The organism is Streptomyces sp. Ac-502 (genome assembly GCF_045222935.1).
Lineage (GTDB): Bacteria > Actinomycetota > Actinomycetes > Streptomycetales > Streptomycetaceae > Streptomyces > Streptomyces monomycini.
The window spans coordinates 8795707-8813081 of sequence record NZ_JBHFFO010000001.1; the positions used below are offsets into that span (position 1 = coordinate 8795707).

A 17375-nucleotide genomic window follows, 5' to 3' on the forward strand; every position below is an offset into this window, starting at 1 on the left:
GGCCGAGCCCTGGAACCCCGCATTCCAGGGGTGGGTAGCCCTGCGTATCCGCGACACCTAGGCGTTTCACGGCGCGTGTCCGGCTCGTTCTCACGGCGGAAATCCCGCCCAGCGGAAAACTCAGGTCGGCAGATCGCCGCCGTGGCGGGGAAGCGAACCCGCTGAGCAGAGTCGTGCGGCCCGCTGCGTCCTGGGCGACAGCAGGCGCTGATCGCGACGCTTGCTATGGGGTGACGTCGGTCCACAGGTCGGTGCTGTGGGTCCCGATGAGGGCGCTGACGCGGGTGAGTACGTCGCTGACCGGCTGCGGGGCGAGCCGGCGTCCGTCACGCAAGCGCAGTGCGACGTGATCGTCAGCGGCCTCCTTGGCACCGATGACGGCCTGGTAGGGAACCAGGCGGGCCTCCCGGATACGGGCGCCCAGGCTGCCGCGGTCCGGTCCCGCGATCTGGGCACGCAGTCCGAGACGGGTGCAGCGTTGGGCGAGGGCTGCGGCGTTCGGCAGTTCGGTGTCGGAGATCGGAAGAATGACCAGCTGAGTGGGGGCCAGCCAGGCGGGGAAGGCTCCGCCGTGCTGTTCGATCAGATGGGCAACGGCACGTTCCACGCTGCCGATGATGCTCCGGTGGACCATGACCGGACGGTGCTTGGCGCCGTCCGCGCCGATGTAGTGCAGGTCGAACTGCTCGGGCTGGTGGAAGTCGACCTGGACGGTGGACAGGGTGGACTCCCGGCCGGCGCCGTCGGTGACCTGGACGTCGATCTTGGGGCCGTAGAACGCGGCCTCTCCCTCGGCTGCCTCGTAGGGCAGGCCGGAGCGGTCGAGAACGTCGGTCAGCAGGGCGGTGGACCGCTGCCACTTCTCGGGTGCGGCAACGTACTTGCCACCGGGCCCCGGGAGGGAGAGCCGGTAGCGGGTGGGGGTGATGCCCAGCGCCTCGTACGCCTGGCGGATCATCTCCAGCGCCGCCTGCGCCTCCTCCGCGACCTGGTCCAGGGTGCAGAAGATGTGTGCGTCATTGAGCTGGATGGCCCGCACACGGGTCAGTCCGCCGAGCACGCCGGAGAGTTCGGAACGGTACATGCCTCCCAGTTCAGCCATGCGCAGGGGCAGTTCGCGGTAGCTGTGGGAGCGGGAACGGTAGATCACCGCATGGTGGGGGCACAGGCTCGGCCGCAGGAGGACCTGCTCTCCGCCGAGATCCATCGGGGGGAACATGTCGTCGCTGTAGTGCGCCCAGTGCCCCGATATCTCGTACAGCTCCCGCTTGCCGAGGACGGGTGAGTACACGTGCTGGTAGCCCGCCCGCCGCTCGGCGGAACGGATGTACTCCTCCAGGGCGTGCCGCACGGCCGCGCCGTCGGGCAGCCAGTACGGCAGGCCGGCGCCGATGAGCGGATCGGTGTCGAACAGGCCCAGTTCACGGCCGAGCCTGCGGTGGTCGTGCACGGTGGTCATCGCGGTCTCCTTGCTGGTTGCGGAGCAAGTGACCGGGCCTACGACGAAGCCCCGGGGCACTTGCCCCGGGGCTTCGGATCAGGTCGTCTGTCAGCGCGCCGGGACACTCTCCGGCGTCGTCGTCATGGCAGCGCGCTTCATGTCGCAGACGTTAGCAGGCCGCAGCGACGTTCACACGGTCATTTCTCGGCACGAGTGTCCGGGCCACGCAGGGGGCACAGGCAGCCGGGCAGAGGCCGATCAGGCAGCCGGAAGGCATACCGGCCGGGCAGGTCGATGTGATGTCGCACGAATGGTGAGAGGCGGGGCCACGCCCTCTTGATCCGCCAGGGTGGGGTAGTCGTTGTAGCCGACGGCCCCGCCCACGTACATGAAGTACCGGTCCCGGACCGGGTTGAGCGGCGCCTCGCGGCGCAGCCGGGCGACCAGGTCCGGGTTGGCGAGGAAGGGCCGGCCGAGCGCCACCAGGTCGGCGCCGGCCGTCAGCATCTCCCGCGTGGCCTGGGCGACGGCGACGGTGATGCCCGAATGACCACGCCCCCTTTTGACGCGCCACAATGGCCTCATCGCGTTCATCACCGGCCTGCAAGACACACCCCAACGTGCCTGGTTCGACACACTGGCCGCGGACTGGATCAACACTGCGTCCGGCATCATCGGCATCGGAGACCAACGACTGGTGGCCGGGCTTGGGGCGAAAAGACGCAAGGCCAGCTGCTCCACGGTCGCGCCGGCGGCGGGGAAGGCGTTGCGGGCCTGCACGATCCCCTCAATGCGCCGCACTGGCCCCTGCATCGCACCGGGTTGCACGCCGAAAACGTCTGCGCACTATGGCAAGACCCGCAAGCTGGGGCCGGCTCGCATCGGACCGGCGGTCCTCGGGGGCCCGCCTCCGCCGTCAGGAAACTTTCTCGAAGCGGAACTGCTGTGCCGTTTCCGCGGACACCGGAAGGTAGAGGCCGTCCTCGGCCCCCTGGCCGTTGACGCTGAAATCGAAACCGGTCCGGATGCCAGGTCCTGTGTCGAGCACGACTTTGATCTCCTGGTCCGCGGCGGACGACTTCCTTTTCTTCAGGGACCACGTTCCGCTCCCGCCGGCTGTGGTGATCGGAGTTCCGTCCGGCCTGAAGCCTACGGGCACCTTCACCCCGGTCGCTGTTCCGTCCTCGCGCAGGGTCAGCCCGGCTCCGCGGGAGCCGGTCCAGGAGCCGATGACGTCACTGCGCTCCGCCGTGCCCGGCTTCATCGCGTCGATGGCGGTGAAGAGCAGGAACCCGCCGACGGCGAGTACCAGTACGGACGCTGCGATGGTCAGCGGCACTATCCTTTTCATCGGAGTATCATTTCCTCTTCCCGGTCAACTGTTTGGTGTTCTGTTCGGAATGGCCCGCCAACCCCGTCCGCAAGGGAGTTGGCATAGTTTTGTTCTCGATTTGTGGATGCGCAATTCGGGTTCACCCGTTTTTGCGTATCGCGAGAGAACGTCGAGATTATAGTCGTACGAGCCGACGAAGGTGGCGGACGACGTGCTGTACTTCCCTCCAGTGCGCGCAGCCCTTTCGAATTCGGCAGCCTCGCCGCGCTGTTCCGACCGTGTCCGCCAGGGAGCCGGACGGGCCGGTGTTGAGTGTGGCGGTCCGGGACCGTTAGGAAGGCCCCATGCGTATACGAGCAGCACTGGTCGACATACCCGGCGGTCCCTTCACTGTTCACGAGGTCGAACTCGAAGAGCCGAGGGCGGACGAGATCCTGGTGCGGATGACCGCCACCGGCATCTGTCACACCGACCTCAGCATGCGGCAGGCCTGGCCTCCGGGGCGGCTTCCCATGGTCTTCGGGCACGAGGGTGCCGGAGTCGTCGAGGCGGTGGGGGAGGCGGTCACCACCCTCGTCCCCGGGGACACCGTGTGTCTGACGTACCGGAGTTGCCGTGTCTGCGAACAGTGCTCGGCGGGAGAGCCCGCCTACTGCGAGCACTCCGCGTTGCTCAACGCCGGCGGGTCCCGTCCGGACGGCAGCTTCCCGCTCTCCCGTGTGGGCGGCGCCCCGGTGTACGGCAGCTTCTTCGGCCAGTCGGCCTTCGCCTCGCACTGCCTCACCACGGAGAGCAACACCGTCAAGATTCCCGGCGACATTCCCGCGGTTGTCGCCGCTCCGCTGGGATGCAGCGTCCAGACCGGTGTCGGTACGGTCCGTACCGTGCTGCGTCCGGAAGCGGGCACCACCTTGGCCGTCTTCGGTGCCGGCAGTGTCGGCCTGAGCGCGGTCATGGCGGCCGTCGCCGCGGACTGCCCTGTCATCGCCGTCGAACCCCTCGCCGCACGCCGCGCCTTGGCCCGCGAACTCGGGGCCACGGCGGTCGTCGACCCCGCCACCGGAGACGATGTGGTCTCGGCTCTCCGTGACCTGACCGGCGGCGGACCGCACTACGCCGTCGACACGACCGGCCGCCCGGCCGTGGTCTCCCAAGCGGTGCACGCCCTGCGCAGGCGCGGCACGCTGGCCCTGGTCGGCATCGGTTCGGCGGAGTTCGCCACCCTGCCGGTCATGACCAAGGGCCTCACCATCCGGGGCGTGACCGAAGGCGACGCCGTACCGGCCGTGGCCATCCCGCAATTGATCGGCCTCTACCGGCAGGGCCAGCTTCCGCTGGAGAAACTCATCACCGAGTTCCGCTTCGCCGACATAGAGGCCGCTGCCGACGCCGCGTCGGCGGGGCGTGTCGTCAAGCCTGTGCTGAGGGTGGATTGAGGGCGGGCTGAGGTATCACCGCTGCGCCCCCGGATCTCTTGATTGCAGCAGTCCGCGTACGGCGGCAGGGCGAGCGGTGCAGCCAGCCGTTGGCGTGGAGTGTCCGACGGCGGGACGGATTTATCGCAGCGCTGTTATATTAGCGCTGTGACATCTTCTGACCCCACGGCGGTACCCGATCCCTGGCACTCGCTGCACGAGCTTCTCGCGGCCATGGATGCCGAGATCGAAAAGGTCTATGTCGAGCGGGGCATCGAGGGGGTGCGGCCCCGGTTCGCCTATCCGCTGATCCGGCTCGCCCACACCGGACCACTGACCATCCGCGAGCTGGCGAAGTCCCTGGACCGCTCACACTCCGCGATCAGCCAGACGGTCGCCGCCATGCGCAAGGAGGGGCTCGTCACCTCCGAGCCGGGGCCCGACGCCCGTACCCGGCGCATCGACCTGACCGAGCGCGGCCGGTCGCTGGTGCCGTTCCTGGAGGCGGAGTGGCGCGCTACCCATGAGACGGTCGCCGAGCTGGACGGCGAGGTTCCGTACGCGATGACCAGCGTGGTCGAGGAGGTGCGGCGGGCGCTGGAGCGCCGGTCGATGCGCCAGCGGATCCTCCACCATCTCGCGGGGCCACCGCGATGAAGCGGGGTGTCCGGGCCCGGTTGCTCGACACCCGTCCGCTGCGCGGCAGCCGGTCGTTCCGTGACCTGTGGATCGGTACCTCCGTCTCGCAGCTCGGCGGGCAGATGGCCGGCGTGGCGGTGCTGGCCCAGGTCTGGGACCTGACTGGCAGCCCGCTGGGTACCGGCGCCATCGGGCTCGCCACGGGGCTGCCGATGGTGCTGTTCGGGCTGCTCGGCGGCACGTTGGCCGACACCTTCGACCGCCGTGCGGTGGTGCGGGCCACCACAGCGGGCCAACTGCTGGCCGCCGCGGGGCTGTGTGCCCAGGCCCTGGCGGACAACCGCAACGTGCTGCTGCTTCTCGCCCTGGTTGCCGCGGAGACCAGTTGCGGCGCTCTCGGGGCGCCCGCCCGGCGCACCTTTCCGGTCCGGCTGTTGCCGGGTGACCAGGTCGCGGCCGGGCTCGCGCTGACCAACGTCTCCTTCCAGGCGGCGATGCTGGCCGGACCCGCGATGGCCGGGCTGGTCATCGCCCGCTGGGGTTCTCCGGCCGTCTACGCGGCCCAGGCCGTGGCCATGGCGGTCGCGGTGCTCACAGTGGTCCGGCTGCCTGCCGTGCGGCCCGAAGGCGCCGAGACGGACGGTGGCAGGCGCGGGCCTGGGCGTAGGCGCCGGCCGGAGCGTGGTGGCTGGGGGTCGTCCTGCGCCGTCCGACGCTGTGGGGCTCGATGGCCACCGACCTGTCCGCGACGTTGCTCGCCATGCCCATCGCGCTCTTCCCGCTGGTCAACGAGGTCCGGTTCGCGGGTGACCCGCGGACCCTCGGCCTGTTCCTCTCGGCCGTCGCGGTCGGGGGGATCACGGCCGGCCTGCTCTCGGGCACGGTGACGCGCTGGCGCCGTAGCGGCTTCGTACAGCTCTCCGCGGCCGGTGTCTGGGGGCTGGCGCTGGCCTGCTTCGGCCTGGCGGAGCCGTTGTGGCCGGCGCTGGGGTGCCTGGCCGTGGCGGGCGCTGCCGACACCGTGTCTGTCGTCACCCGCAGTGCTCTGGTCCAGTTGGAGACGCCGGACGTGTACCGGGGGCGGGTCTCCTCGGTGGAACACGTCATCGGCGTCGCGGGCCCCGAACTCGGCAACTTCCGTGGCGGCCTGTTGGCCTCGGCCACCTCCGCCTCCTTCTCCCTGGTCTTCGGCGGGCTGTCCGCCGTCCTGGCGATAGTCGCCGTGACCGCGGCCAATGCGCCTCTGCGCGCCTACCGCACGCCGTCTGCTGCCGCGAAGCCGGCCGTTCCCGGAGCCGCCGATGCGGCGGCGGCCGCCGGTCAGGTCTGCTGATGCGTCTCCTGTGGTGCGCTTCCTGTGATGCGCCTCCAGCCAGGCCGTGCGTCGGGCGGCTACTGCTCCGTGTCCGGCTGGATGTCGGTGATGCGCAGGGTGTTCAGGTCGGAGGTCACCAGTAGATGGGTGTAGCGAGGCTGCTCCGGGACGCCCCAGGTGAGGCGGACCCGGGTCCAGGCGCGGCCCATGGCGCTGTCGTTGTAGGTGACGCGCCAGGCCGTCGGGGTGCCCTGGCCGCGCAGCACGCCGTCCGCGTGCTCCCGCTGCTCCCAGTTCGCCAGCCGCGCCCGCAGCTCGGGGGTGAGGTAGTGGCCGCGCAGCGCCTGGGCCAGCGCACCGCGCCCGTCGTCGGTCACGGCGTCGAGGTAGCTGCCGTAGAAGTGGGCGACCCGGTCGACGGCCGAGTCGGTGCGGCCGCTGTGGGCGGGTGTCTCGGACCGGTCTCCGGCCGGTGCCGGGGCGGGCGCGGCGGTGGCGCTCGATCCGGTGGGCGCGGTGACGGCGAGGGCCGACAGGGCGGCGGCCAGGGCGGCGCGGCGGACGGTCCGGTTTCCGGGCATGGTGACGCTCCTCCTCAGGGGTGTCTCCCCTCCCGCCGGTGTGCCGTGCGGGCGGCGGCCGCCGGCCGGGTGCGCTGCGCGGGAGGAGAGGCGGGTACGTCGGAACGGCCGCCTCCGCGCGGTACACGGGTATCCGGCGGGCGGACCGCCAACCCCCTGACGGCCGGATGCCCCGGGGAACGGCGCGAACCGTGGCCCCGGCGGCCGGATGTGGCCGGTGGGGGAGCCGGGACGCGCCGGGTAGGGGCCCCGGCGGGCGCCGCGTGGTGCGGCGGGGGCACCATGCAGGGGAGACAATCGTCCGACGAGGAGAGTGCCGTGGCCCAAGACGTCAGGTCGCTGCTGGCCGAGCTCGACTTCGCGAGCGTCACGCCCGAGGAGTTCGCGCGGATCGTGAAGGGGCTGTCCACCAAGGAGATCGCCGCGCTGGCGCGGGGTGAGCTGCGCGACCGGGTGCTCGGGGAGGTCTTCGGCAGGATGGGGCGGCAGTTCCGCCCCGACGCCGCGGCCGGGGTGCGGGCGGTGATCCGCTGGCGGATCACCGGCGAGCGGGAGGCCGTCTGGGAGACCGTCCTCGCGGACGGGGAGTGCACGGTGCGCGAGGGTGCCGGTACGGACGCGCCGCGGCTGGCGATGACCATGGGGGACGCGGAGTTCCTGCGGCTGGTGTCGGGCAACGGCAATCCGGTGACGATGGTCTTCACCCGCAAGATCAAGGTCTCCGGCGACCTGGGGCTGGCCGCCAACATGAGCCGGTACTTCGACATTCCCAAGGTGTGAGGGACACCCGGCCACTGGAGGTGTGGCGCCCGGCCACGGGAGGTGTGGCGCCCAGCCACCGGAGGTGTGAGAAACGCCTGGCCGCGGGCCGCGGGAAAGCCTGGCCACAGTGTCCGGGAAGGCCCGCCCCCGGCGACGTCCGACTCCCGCCCACGAGGCGAGGCGGCATCCGTTTGTGGGGCGCGGGTGACTCCTGAGGCGGCACGAGGTGATGTCCGCCCCCTTGACCGGGGCCTGCCAATCGGTAAAGTCTAGACCAATTGGCGAGCGGGATTCCGGCCTTCCCCAGGTAGTCGGCACTGCACTCGGGGACGGCCGTGGGTCCTCGCGCGTCGGCACCACACCTTCGCGTCACCCACCCCCACCAGCGGGGCCCGCCCGGACCGGACGCACCGCGCGACAGCGCCGGTGCGTGTCCGTCCCGCGCCGGGCCCCCACCGTGAAGGAGTCGACATGCACCAGAAGAGGAAGATCGCCACGGCCGTCGGCGCCGCGCTGGCTCCGCTCCTCGTCGTGACCCTGCCCGCGAGTTCGGCGAGCGCCCACGGCTATGTGAACGCCCCGGCCAGCCGGCAGGCCCAGTGTGCGGCGGGCACCGTCTCGTGCGGGCCCATCAAGTGGGAGCCGCAGAGCGTCGAGGGGCCCAAGGGCCTCAAGAGCTGCAGCGGCGGCAACGCCCAGTTCAGAGAGCTGGACGACGACAGCAAGGGCTGGAAGGCGACCTCCGTCGGCAGCTCCCAGAACTTCACCTGGCGGCTGACGGCCCAGCACCGCACCAGCACCTGGCAGTACTTCATCGGCGGCCGCAAGATCGCCGAGATCGACGACCACGGGGCCAAGCCGCCCGCCACCGTCACCCACAACGTCAACTTCCAGGGCATCAAGGGCAAGCAGAAGGTGCTCGCCGTCTGGAACGTCGCGGACACCTCCAACGCCTTCTACGCCTGCATCGACGTCAACATACGCTGACGCCAGGGCAGGGCGGCGGGCCCGCGCCCACCGCCCCGCCCCACAGGCCGCCCCCGCGGCCCTACAGCTCCTTGATCCGGACGTCGCGGTACGAGATGACGTCGGCCGGCCCGTGCACCTGGAGGCCGATGCAGCCCGCGGCGTACCGGCGCCCGTCGGTCCCGGGATCGTCGGCCCGCGGCGGGAAGAACCGCTGCCCGCCGGTGTTGTCGAACTCGTTGATCAGCACGCCGTTGCGGAAGACCGAGTAGTGCTGGCCCACCACCCGGATCTCGTAGTCGTTCCAGGTGCCCTTCGGCGTGACGCCGGCGCCGCCCAGCCCGACGCGGTCGAAGCCGTACACCGACCCCGTCTTGTACAGGTCGCCGTCCGGCCGGTCCAGGATCTGGATCTCGTGCCCGTACTTGATCGCCACCCACTCCGGCCGGGGCTCCTCGGGGTGGTCGTACACGGACGGGAAGCGGACGAAGACACCGCCGTTGGCGTTGCCGGTGCCCGGCGCGTCGTCGCGGAACCGCAGCCGCAGCGAGAAGTCGTCGTACGTACGCCGCGGGAACCACAGCATTCCCATGCCCGGAACCGTGGAACTGCTGGTCATCGCGCCGTCGGCGGTCAGCCCGAAGGCGCCGCCGCCGACCTGCCGCCAACGGTCGAAGGACGCCTTCGTCCCGTCGAACAGGTCGCGGTAGCCGGTGTGGTGGCCGGGCGTGCCGATGCCGGACTTGTCGGCGGCCGTGTTGACGGCCCGGCTCTCGCGCTCGTCGAGCACACCGTCCGCGAGCAGCTTGGCGGTGACCGTCCTGACGTGCTTGAGGAACAGGGCGCGGGAGGACCAGTCCTTCTCGTCCTCGATCAGTTCGTTGACGGTGCAGCGGTTGCGGGTGACGCGGTTGGGTACGCCCGTGTCGACCGTGCCGACAACGACGGTGCGCCGCTCGTCCCACTCGGGGCAGTTCGGCGCGGGCACCCCGCCGCCCGGGGCGATGGTGAAGGACTCCCGTACCGCCTCGGACGTGTTGCCCGCCCGGTCGGTGGCGCGGTGCGCGACGGTGTGCCGGCCGGTGCGGTCCACGACGACGGGCGCCGTGTACGCGAGGAACGGGCCGCCGTCGAGCGAGTACTCGGTCGTGGCGACCCCCGACCCGTCGTCGGCGGCGGTGACCGTCACCGTGGCCCGCCCCAGGTACTCGCCGTCGGAGTTGCGCTGCCCCTCGGTCGTCGCGGCGGTCCGCGGCGGTGTCGTGTCACCGGGCGGCGCCACGACCGTGAAGCCCGCCGACTTCTCGGCGGCGGTGTTGCCCGCCTTGTCGGTGGCGCGGTAGCGGACCTGGTACGTGCCGGGCTCCCGGAACAGCACCGGCGCCGTGTACGGCTGGAACGCCCCGCCGCCCACCGCGTACTCGACGGTGGCGACCCCGGACCCGGTGTCGGAGGCGGCGACCGTGACGGTCGCGTCGCCGACGTACGCGCCGTCGGCGTTCCGTACGCCGTCCACCGTCGCGGAGGTCTCCGGCGGCGTGGTGTCCGGGCCGCCGCCGTCCGTGACGACCAGGATGCCCTGCATCTGCTCGTGGCCCGGGATGGTGCAGTGGTAGCGGTACGTGCCGGGGGTCAGGGTGACCTCGGTGGTGTACTTGCCGCCCTGCGCGTCGCCCGGGTTGGCCATGATGTTGAGCTGTACGTCGTTGTTGTACCGCGGGTCGGAGACGTCGAAGGTCAGGGTGTGCGGCATCCCCATGGTGTTGCCGGTGGCCGTGCTGTTCTCGAAGACGATGGTGGTCCGGCCGGCCACGGCGGTGGTGGGGGCGGTGGTGTACTTGTTGATGTCGTCGCCCGCGGTCCAGGTCAGGGTCTGCTGCGCCGCCGGGGGCGCGGGCGCCGTCGGCCGTGCGGGCGGGCGGCCGTGTGCCGCCGAGGCGGTCAGGCCGACGAGCATCAGCAGCGCGGTCAGCAGGACCGTCCAGCTGCGCCGTGGAGTCATCGTCCGGCCTCCCGTCCCGCACGGGCCAGTTCCGCTGGTCGCGGGGTGGGCTCGCCGCCCGTGTAGGTCACCCGCCACAGTGCGGACTTGGCGTCCGAGGTGAAGAAGCCGCGCCCGTAGTCGAGGACGTACAGCGCGCCGTCGGGGCCGAACGTCCAGCCCATGAGGTTGCGGATGCCGTCCACACCGACCGGCACGATCTTGTCCAGGCTCTCCGCGTGCGCGGGCAGGCCGCCGGAACCGGCCGTCCGCGGGTCCATCACCAGGGCGTGCCGTGGCTGGTCGCCGTCGTAGAAGTCGCCGACGAACCACTTGCCGTCCCAGTAGGCGGGCCAGGCGCCCTGGCCGGTGGCGGCCGCGTCGTGGCGGTACACCGGGCCGTCCATCGCGGCCTGGCCGCCGCCCTTGAGCCAGGGCAGCAACAGTTTCTGCTCGGACAGCTTGTAGCTGGGAACGCCCTGGGCGTCGCGCGGGAAGTCGGGGCCGCCGCCCTGCGGTGCGTACCAGACGTTGTTGGGCTCGGCGGGCGGGAGGGAGACCAGGCCGTCGTTGTGCGGCGACTCGTTCTTGAGGTGCTCGCAGTCGTACCAGCCCAGCGGCTTCGACGGGTCGGGCAGATTGCGGTCGCGGTACGGCTGGTTGTTGCCCATGCAGTACGGCCAGCCACGGTTGCCCGCGTGGGTGATCGCGGCGAACGTGTCGTACTTGGCCGGGCCCCAGGTGGTGCTGGGCTCGGTGGCGTCCGGTCCGACCCAGCCCGCGTACAGCGTGTCGGTCTTCTTGTCGACGGAGATGCGTGACGGGTTGCGTACGCCCATCACGTAGATCTCGCCGCGGGTCTTGCCGCCGCCCTCGTCCGGCTCCTTGCCGGTGAAGAGATTGCCTTCCGGCAGGGTGTACGTGCCGTCCGGCTCGGGGTGGATGCGGAGGATCTTGCCGTTGAGGTTGTTGGTGTTGCCCGCGGTGCGCCGCGCGTCGGCGAAGGCGACGCCCTTGTAGGTGGGCTGCGGGTTGTTGCCCGAGTAACCGTCGCTGAAGCGCGAGGAGTTGTTGTCCCCCGTGGCGATGTACAGGTTGTTCTTGGAGTCCCAGGCCAGGCCGCCGCCCGCGTGACAGCAACTGTGCACCTGCACCGGCCACTTCAGCAGTACCTTCTCCGAGGCCGGGTCCAGCTTGTCCGTACGCGGGTCCAGCGTGAAGCGGGAGACGCGGCGCTCGGCCATGCGGGTGGTCCGGTCGACGCCGGAGTGCGGGGTGTAGTGCAGGTAGACCCAGCCGTTGGTGAGGAAGGCGGGGTCCAGCTCGATGCCCAGCAGCCCTTCCTCGTTCTTGACGAGTTCGTCGCCGCCGCCCTTGTTGCCGAAGACGGGCACCGTGCCGACGAGGGTGGCCTTGCCGGTCTTCGGGTCCCAGACGTGGACGGTGCCCTCGCCCTTGCCGACGGCCGGGTCGTTCCAGTCGGTGACGACCGGGGCGCTCGCGTCACCGCCGCCACGGCCGATGGAGAAGACCCGCCCGTCCTTGGCGGTCACCAGGCCGTGCGGTTCGCCGATCTGGTCCGACTTGCCCGGCTGGTTGGGGGCGGTCAGCCGCTCGGCCTTGTAGTGCGAGGCGATGGTGGCCTGGCAGTCGGCGCGGGCCAGCCGGGTGGTCCACAGCAGCGCGCCGCGCAGATGCGTACGGAAGTCGGCCTCGCGGAAGCTGTCGGGTGTGCCGCCCATGCCGGTGTAGAACGACCGGCCGCCGTCGTAGTCGCGGCACCAGGATACGGGGTGGTCCCAGCCGTTGGCCCCGGGGCCTGGCTGGTAGGTGTTCTCCCGTACCCGGGCCACGGTGTGCACCGAACCGCTGGGGTTGGTGGCCCAGTTGAGCCACTTGTCCGGGCGCTTCCACTGGAGGGGCAGGTCCCGGGTGGCCGGATGGTCGCGGTCGCCGATCTCGACGACGGCTTGCTGCGCCGTGCCGGGTACGGTGGCCGTGGGGCGGGCGCCGATCAGGCCGGTGAACCAGTCCGAGTACGGCTCGGCGCGGGCCGCGTCATGGATGCCGACGAACCCGCCCCCGGCCTCCAGGTAGCTCTCCAGGCCCGCTTCCTGCTCGGGGTCGAGCAGGTCACCGCCTCCGGTGAGGAAGACGACCGCGTTGTACGTGCCCAGGCGCGGGTCGGTGAAGACCGACGCGTCGTCGGTCGCGTCCACCGCGAAGTGCTCGGCGGGCGGGCCCTGGCGGCCGATCCGCTCGACGGCCTCGATCCCCGCGTCGACGGTGGGCGGCTCCGCGCCCGCCGAGGCGTGGAAGACCACGACACGGACGTTCGCACCGCCCGGCGGACTCGGCAGCCGCGGTCCGGCGTCCGGCCCGGAGGCGTTCGCCGGCGCGCCGCCGAGCAGGGCGGCCGACACGGCCAGCAAGAGCGCGCAGAGGCCGGCGGCGCGTCCGGCCGGCGGGCGTTTCGGCGGTCTGTGTCTGCCGGTGCGCGCCAACGCGCGCAGCGGCCGTGGTAATTGGTGCCGGATTCGTCGCACGGGTGCACCCACCCCTCTGTGGCCACGGACAGCAGCAGCCGTTGAAGCTAGACCCCTTTCGGTGACTCGCCAAGAGCTATGGCTGTAACGCACCCAACTTTGTCCTGAGTGTGGATAAACGGAGTGGGTGCGGCTACCGTCCCAGACGTCCCCTCCGACCCGTCCCCTCCTTCCGTGGGAGCACGATGACCGAGGAACGCGACGTCCCCCGACGCAGTTTCAACCGCCGTCTCCTAGCCGGAGGCGCCGCCGTCGCGGCACTCGGCGCGGCGGCGGTCCCGGCCGTGGCCCCGGCCCCGGCCGCGGCCGCCGGGCGTCCGGCGAGGGCGGGCCGCTCCGCGGTCGCCGCGGGCGCGGTCAAACACCTCAAGCTCTACATCGAGGAGCTGCCGGACGGGCAGCTCGGATACGGCCTGGAGAAGGGGCAGGCGACCGTCCCGGGCCCGCCGATCGAGCTGGTCGAGGGCGACACACTGCACATCGAGTGCGAGAACACCCTGAAGACCGCGGCCAGCCTGCACGTCCACGGCCTGGACTACGACGTGGCCGGCGACGGCACCCGGATGAACCGCAGCCACCTGGAACCCGGCGCCACCCGTACGTACACCTGGCGCACCCACGCCCCCGGCCGGCGCGCGGACGGCTCCTGGCGGCCGGGCAGCGCGGGCTACTGGCACTACCACGACCACGTCGTGGGCACCGAGCACGGCACCGGCGGCATCCGCCGGGGGCTGTACGGGCCGGTGATCGTACGGCGGGCCGGTGACCCGCTGCCCGACCGCCAGTTCACCATCGTCTTCAACGACATGACGATCAACAACCTGCCGAAGGGGCCGGACTTCAGGGCCACGGTGGGGGAGCGCGTGGAGATCATCTCGATCACGCACGGCGAGTACTACCACACCTTCCACGTGCACGGTCACCGCTGGGCGGACAACCGCACCGGGCTCCTGACCGGTCCGGACGATCCCAGCCGCGTCATCGACAACAAGATCACCGGCCCGGCCGACTCCTTCGGCTTCCAGTTCGTGGCGGGCGAGGGCGTGGGCGCCGGCGCGTGGATGTACCACTGCCACGTCCAGAGCCATTCCGACATGGGCATGGCCGGGCTGCTCCTGATCGCCAAGCCGGACGGCACGGTCCCCGGCCACGACGGGCACGGAGGCCAGGGCGGGCACGGAGGTCATGGAGAGGCGCCGCCGCGGCCTCCTGCACAATGATCGACATGACGGAGACGACAGGTACGGATGCGGGACGCGGCGTGGCCGGCGGCGGACTGCTGGACGGCAAGGTCCTGCTGATCACCGGCGCGGGACGCGGCATCGGCGCCGCCGCGGCACGGCTGTTCGCGCGGGAGGGCGCCGCCGTCGTACTGACCGCGCGGACCGCGCCGGAGCTGGCCGCGGTGACCGAGGAGGTACGGGCGGCGGGCGGCACCGCGGATCACGTCGTCGCGGACCTGGCGGACCCGGCCGCCGTGCAGCGCGCGGTGGACACGGCCGTGGAGCGGCACGGCCGCCTGGACGGCGCGTTCAACAACGCGGGCATGGGCATCGGGCACGCCCCGCTCGCCGAGATCCCCGTCGAGGAGTTCGACCGGATCACCGCCGTCAACCACCGGGGCGTCTGGCTGGCGATGGCCGCCGAGATACGGGCGATGCTCGCCACCGCGGGCACCGGCGCCATCGTCAACAACAGCAGCGTCGGCAGCCTGAAGCCGTCCGCCGGGATGAGCCTGTACGGCGCCTCCAAACGGGCCGTCAACAGCCTCACCCAGACCGCCGCCGTCGAGTACGGCCCCCAGGGCATCCGCGTCAACGCCGTCGCCCCCGGCACGACCATGACCGCCATGATCGAGGACTGGGCCGCCCGCGAACCGGACGTCGTCGACCGGCTCACGGCCCGTACCCCGCTGCGCCGCGCGGCCGCCCCCGAAGAGGTGGCCCAGGCCGCGGCCTGGCTGCTCAGCGACCGGGCCTCGTACGTGACGGGCGCGATCCTGCCCGTCGACGGCGGCCTGACCGTCTGAGCGGGGGACCGGAGTGGACCTGCCGTCCCTGCGCACGTTCCGGGTGGTGGCCCGGCACGAGCACATCAGCCGGGCCGCCGCCGAACTGCGGGTCGCCCAGCCCGCGGTGAGCCGGACGATCGCCCGGCTGGAGGCCGACCTCGGGGTGCTGCTCTTCGACCGGCAGGGACGCTCGGTCCGCCTCAACCGGTACGGCGCGGCCTTCCTGCGCCGCGTCGAGCGGGCGCTCGGCGAACTGGACGACGCGCGGCGCGAACTGGCCGACGCGGCGGGGCCGGACCAGGGACGGATCGTGGTCGCCGCCGAGACGCTGCTGACCCTCACCTCGCTGCTGTCCGCCTTCCGGGCCGCGCACCCCGGCGTCGAGATCCGGCTCCATCAGTCGACCGCGGCCATGATGCGGCGTCAGCTGGCGGCGCGTGAGGTGGACGCCTGTGTCGCCTCGCAGCCGCTGGGCGGGGCCGGACTGCGGTCGGTGGTGCTGATGGAGGAGGACGTGCTGCTCGCCGTACCGGTCGGGCATCCGCTGGCCGACCGGGAGCGGGCCGGTCTGGAGGACGTCGTGGACGAACCGTTCGTGACCACCCGCCCCGGCCACTGGCAACGCGAGCTGTTGGACCGGCTGTTCGCCGCGGCGGGCCGCACACCGGTCATCACCTGCGAGGGCGACGAGCCGGCCGCGACCCAGTTCCTGATCGGCGCCGGGCTCGGCATCGGTCTCATCCCGGCCCTCGCCCGCAACGAGACGCCGGAGGCGCCGGTGCGCTGGCTGCGTCTGGACGTGCCGGGCTGCCGCCGCACCCTGAGCCTGGTGCGACGTGCGGACCGGTATGTCTCCGCGGCGGAACGGTACTTCGAGGAGGCGGCCGTCGCGCACTTCGCGCCCAGGGCCCCGGAGGAGTGAGTACGCGCGTCGGCTACCGTGGTGTGCCTCACCGACCCCTGGGGAGGGCCTGTGCCCGTCACGCTCAACCACACCATCGTGCCCGCCGCCGACCACCGCGCGGCGGCCCGGTTCTTCGCCTCGGTCATGGGGCTGGAGGAACTGCCGCCGGCCGGGCGGAACGGGCACTTCGCCCCCGTACGCGTCAACGACCAGCTGACCCTCGACTTCATGGCGGTGCCGGAGCCCGAGGGGCACCATCTCGCCTTCGACGTGGACCCGGACACCTTCGACGCGATCCTCGCGCGCATCCGGGCGGCCGGGGTGGCGTTCGGCAGCGAACCCACCCGGCCGGACAACGGCCGCATCGACCACCCGCTGTGCCCGCGCGGCCTGTTCTTCAAGGACGACGCCGGGAACCTGTTCGAGGTGATGTCCCCGGCGTGAGCCCGGCCGCTACCGCTCGTCCGGCATGCCGAACGCCTTGAGGATCCGCTCCGCCGCGAGTGTCGCCGTCAGCGTGCCGGACCGTACTTCCCGCTCCACCTCCGGCGCCACGTCCCGGACGCCGGGGTGGTCCTGAAGCCGGTTCAGCAACTGCTCGCGGACCATCGACCAGGTCCAGTCGACCTGCTGGTCGCGGCGCTTCTCCGCCAGGGCCCCGGTGGACTCCAGCAGCTTGCGGTGCTGTTCGACGCGGTCCCACACCGTGTCCAGGCCGGTGCCCTCGCGGGCGCTGCACGTCAGGACGGGCGGCGTCCAGGCGGCGTCCGGGGGCTGGAGCAGGCGCAGCGCGCCGGACAGCTCCCGGGCCGCCGACTTCGCGTCCCGCTCGTGCGGCCCGTCCGCCTTGTTGACCGAGACCAGGTCGGCCAGCTCCAGTACGCCCTTCTTGATGCCCTGGAGCTGGTCGCCGGTACGGGCGAGGGTGAGCAGCAGGAACGTGTCGACCATGTTGGCGACGGCGGTCTCGGACTGGCCGACGCCCACCGTCTCGACGAGCACCACGTCGTAGCCCGCCGCCTCCATGACGACGATGGACTCCCGCGTCGCCCGCGCCACCCCGCCGAGCGTGCCCGAGGTGGGGAGGGCCGTACGAACGCCGCCGGGTCGGCGGCCAGCCGCTCCATCCGTGTCTTGTCGCCCAGGATGGAGCCGCCGGTCCGGCTGGACGACGGGTCGACGGCCAGTACGGCGACCCGGTGCCCGGCCCCCGTCAGCTGGGTGCCCAGCGCGTCGATGAAGGTCGACTTGCCGACCCCGGGCACGCCGCTGATGCCGACCCGCCGGGCCGATCCGGAGTACGGCAGCAGCTCGACCAGCAGCCGCTGCGCCAGCGCCCGGTGGTCGGCCCGGGTGGACTCCACCAGGGTGACGGCGCGCGCGATCCAGGCCCGGGAGCCCTCGCGCACGCCCGCCGCGTACTGGTCGATGTCGATCGTCGGTCGCTTGCGGGCCGGGCGGGGCCGGGGCGTGTCAGGTGT

The 17375-nt window shown here is 71.8% G+C and carries 15 protein-coding genes and 2 pseudogenes; 10 read left to right on the forward strand and 7 right to left on the reverse strand.

The genetic code is table 11. The features are described from left to right. Positions 1 to 223: 223 nt before the first annotated feature. The 3 genes and pseudogenes from thrS to ACEXOX_RS39810 form a co-directional block, all read right to left on the reverse strand. The gene (thrS, locus tag ACEXOX_RS39800) at positions 224 to 1450 is read right to left on the reverse strand and encodes a threonine--tRNA ligase (protein ID WP_406526625.1); all 1227 of its coding nucleotides are present in this window, start codon (positions 1448 to 1450) and stop codon (positions 224 to 226) included. Between the two features lie 336 nt (positions 1451 to 1786). After that, positions 1787 to 1951: pseudogene (locus ACEXOX_RS39805) on the reverse strand (alkene reductase); the annotation flags it as partial. Between the two features lie 406 nt (positions 1952 to 2357). Beyond that, positions 2358 to 2792, reverse strand: a complete 435-nt coding sequence (locus ACEXOX_RS39810; protein ID WP_406525583.1) for a hypothetical protein — start codon at positions 2790 to 2792, stop codon at positions 2358 to 2360. Between the two features lie 326 nt (positions 2793 to 3118). Here ACEXOX_RS39810 and ACEXOX_RS39815 point away from each other — a divergent pair, with 326 nt between their 5' ends. From ACEXOX_RS39815 to ACEXOX_RS39830, 4 genes are all read left to right on the forward strand, one after another. Then, the gene (locus ACEXOX_RS39815; protein ID WP_406525584.1) at positions 3119 to 4210 is read left to right on the forward strand and encodes an NAD(P)-dependent alcohol dehydrogenase; all 1092 of its coding nucleotides are present in this window, start codon (positions 3119 to 3121) and stop codon (positions 4208 to 4210) included. Between the two features lie 147 nt (positions 4211 to 4357). Beyond that, on the forward strand, positions 4358 to 4846 hold the full coding sequence (locus tag ACEXOX_RS39820) for a MarR family winged helix-turn-helix transcriptional regulator (protein ID WP_406525585.1): 489 nt from the start codon (positions 4358 to 4360) through the stop codon (positions 4844 to 4846). Beyond that, on the forward strand, positions 4843 to 5715 hold the full coding sequence (locus ACEXOX_RS39825) for an MFS transporter (protein ID WP_406525586.1): 873 nt from the start codon (positions 4843 to 4845) through the stop codon (positions 5713 to 5715). The genes ACEXOX_RS39820 and ACEXOX_RS39825 overlap by 4 nt, the downstream gene beginning before the upstream one ends. Next, the gene (locus ACEXOX_RS39830; RefSeq protein WP_406526626.1) at positions 5655 to 6161 is read left to right on the forward strand and encodes a hypothetical protein; all 507 of its coding nucleotides are present in this window, start codon (positions 5655 to 5657) and stop codon (positions 6159 to 6161) included. Before ACEXOX_RS39825 ends, ACEXOX_RS39830 begins: the two co-directional genes overlap by 61 nt. A gap of 59 nt (positions 6162 to 6220) precedes the next feature. Here the strand turns inward: ACEXOX_RS39830 and ACEXOX_RS39835 are convergent, their stop codons facing one another. Beyond that, positions 6221 to 6724: a hypothetical protein gene (locus tag ACEXOX_RS39835; protein WP_406525587.1), complete on the reverse strand. Its 504-nt coding sequence runs from the start codon at positions 6722 to 6724 to the stop codon at positions 6221 to 6223. Positions 6725 to 7006: 282 nt separating this feature from the next. Between ACEXOX_RS39835 and ACEXOX_RS39840 the strand changes: the two genes are divergently transcribed. Together ACEXOX_RS39840 and ACEXOX_RS39845 are read left to right on the forward strand one after the other, a co-directional pair. Then, positions 7007 to 7504, forward strand: coding sequence for an SCP2 sterol-binding domain-containing protein (locus ACEXOX_RS39840; protein ID WP_050502694.1), 498 nt, complete (start codon positions 7007 to 7009; stop codon positions 7502 to 7504). Positions 7505 to 7957: 453 nt separating this feature from the next. Beyond that, a complete protein-coding gene (locus ACEXOX_RS39845; RefSeq protein ID WP_406525588.1) occupies positions 7958 to 8473 on the forward strand; it encodes a lytic polysaccharide monooxygenase auxiliary activity family 9 protein in 516 nt (171 codons plus the stop codon). A gap of 61 nt (positions 8474 to 8534) precedes the next feature. Here the strand turns inward: ACEXOX_RS39845 and ACEXOX_RS39850 are convergent, their stop codons facing one another. Both ACEXOX_RS39850 and ACEXOX_RS39855 read right to left on the reverse strand, forming a co-directional pair. Further along, positions 8535 to 10454: an OmpL47-type beta-barrel domain-containing protein gene (locus ACEXOX_RS39850; RefSeq protein ID WP_406525589.1), complete on the reverse strand. Its 1920-nt coding sequence runs from the start codon at positions 10452 to 10454 to the stop codon at positions 8535 to 8537. Then, complete coding sequence (locus ACEXOX_RS39855) at positions 10451 to 12865, reverse strand: ThuA domain-containing protein (protein ID WP_406525590.1); 2415 nt, start codon at positions 12863 to 12865, stop codon at positions 10451 to 10453. The genes ACEXOX_RS39850 and ACEXOX_RS39855 overlap by 4 nt, the downstream gene beginning before the upstream one ends. Positions 12866 to 13164: 299 nt before the next feature. Here ACEXOX_RS39855 and ACEXOX_RS39860 point away from each other — a divergent pair, with 299 nt between their 5' ends. From ACEXOX_RS39860 to ACEXOX_RS39875, 4 genes are read left to right on the forward strand one after another with little or no spacing between them, the layout of a single operon-like run. Further along, complete coding sequence (locus ACEXOX_RS39860; protein ID WP_406525591.1) at positions 13165 to 14199, forward strand: multicopper oxidase domain-containing protein; 1035 nt, start codon at positions 13165 to 13167, stop codon at positions 14197 to 14199. 5 nt (positions 14200 to 14204) lie between these two features. Beyond that, entirely contained in the window at positions 14205 to 15008 is an 804-nt protein-coding gene (locus tag ACEXOX_RS39865; RefSeq protein WP_406525592.1) for an SDR family NAD(P)-dependent oxidoreductase, read from the forward strand. Between the two features lie 13 nt (positions 15009 to 15021). Further along, entirely contained in the window at positions 15022 to 15912 is an 891-nt protein-coding gene (locus tag ACEXOX_RS39870; RefSeq protein ID WP_406525593.1) for a LysR family transcriptional regulator, read from the forward strand. Between the two features lie 51 nt (positions 15913 to 15963). Beyond that, positions 15964 to 16338, forward strand: a complete 375-nt coding sequence (locus ACEXOX_RS39875; protein WP_406525594.1) for a VOC family protein — start codon at positions 15964 to 15966, stop codon at positions 16336 to 16338. Between the two features lie 9 nt (positions 16339 to 16347). Here the strand turns inward: ACEXOX_RS39875 and meaB are convergent. Then, a pseudogene (meaB, locus tag ACEXOX_RS39880) lies at positions 16348 to 17258 on the reverse strand (methylmalonyl Co-A mutase-associated GTPase MeaB). Between the last annotated feature and the right edge of the window lie 117 nt (positions 17259 to 17375).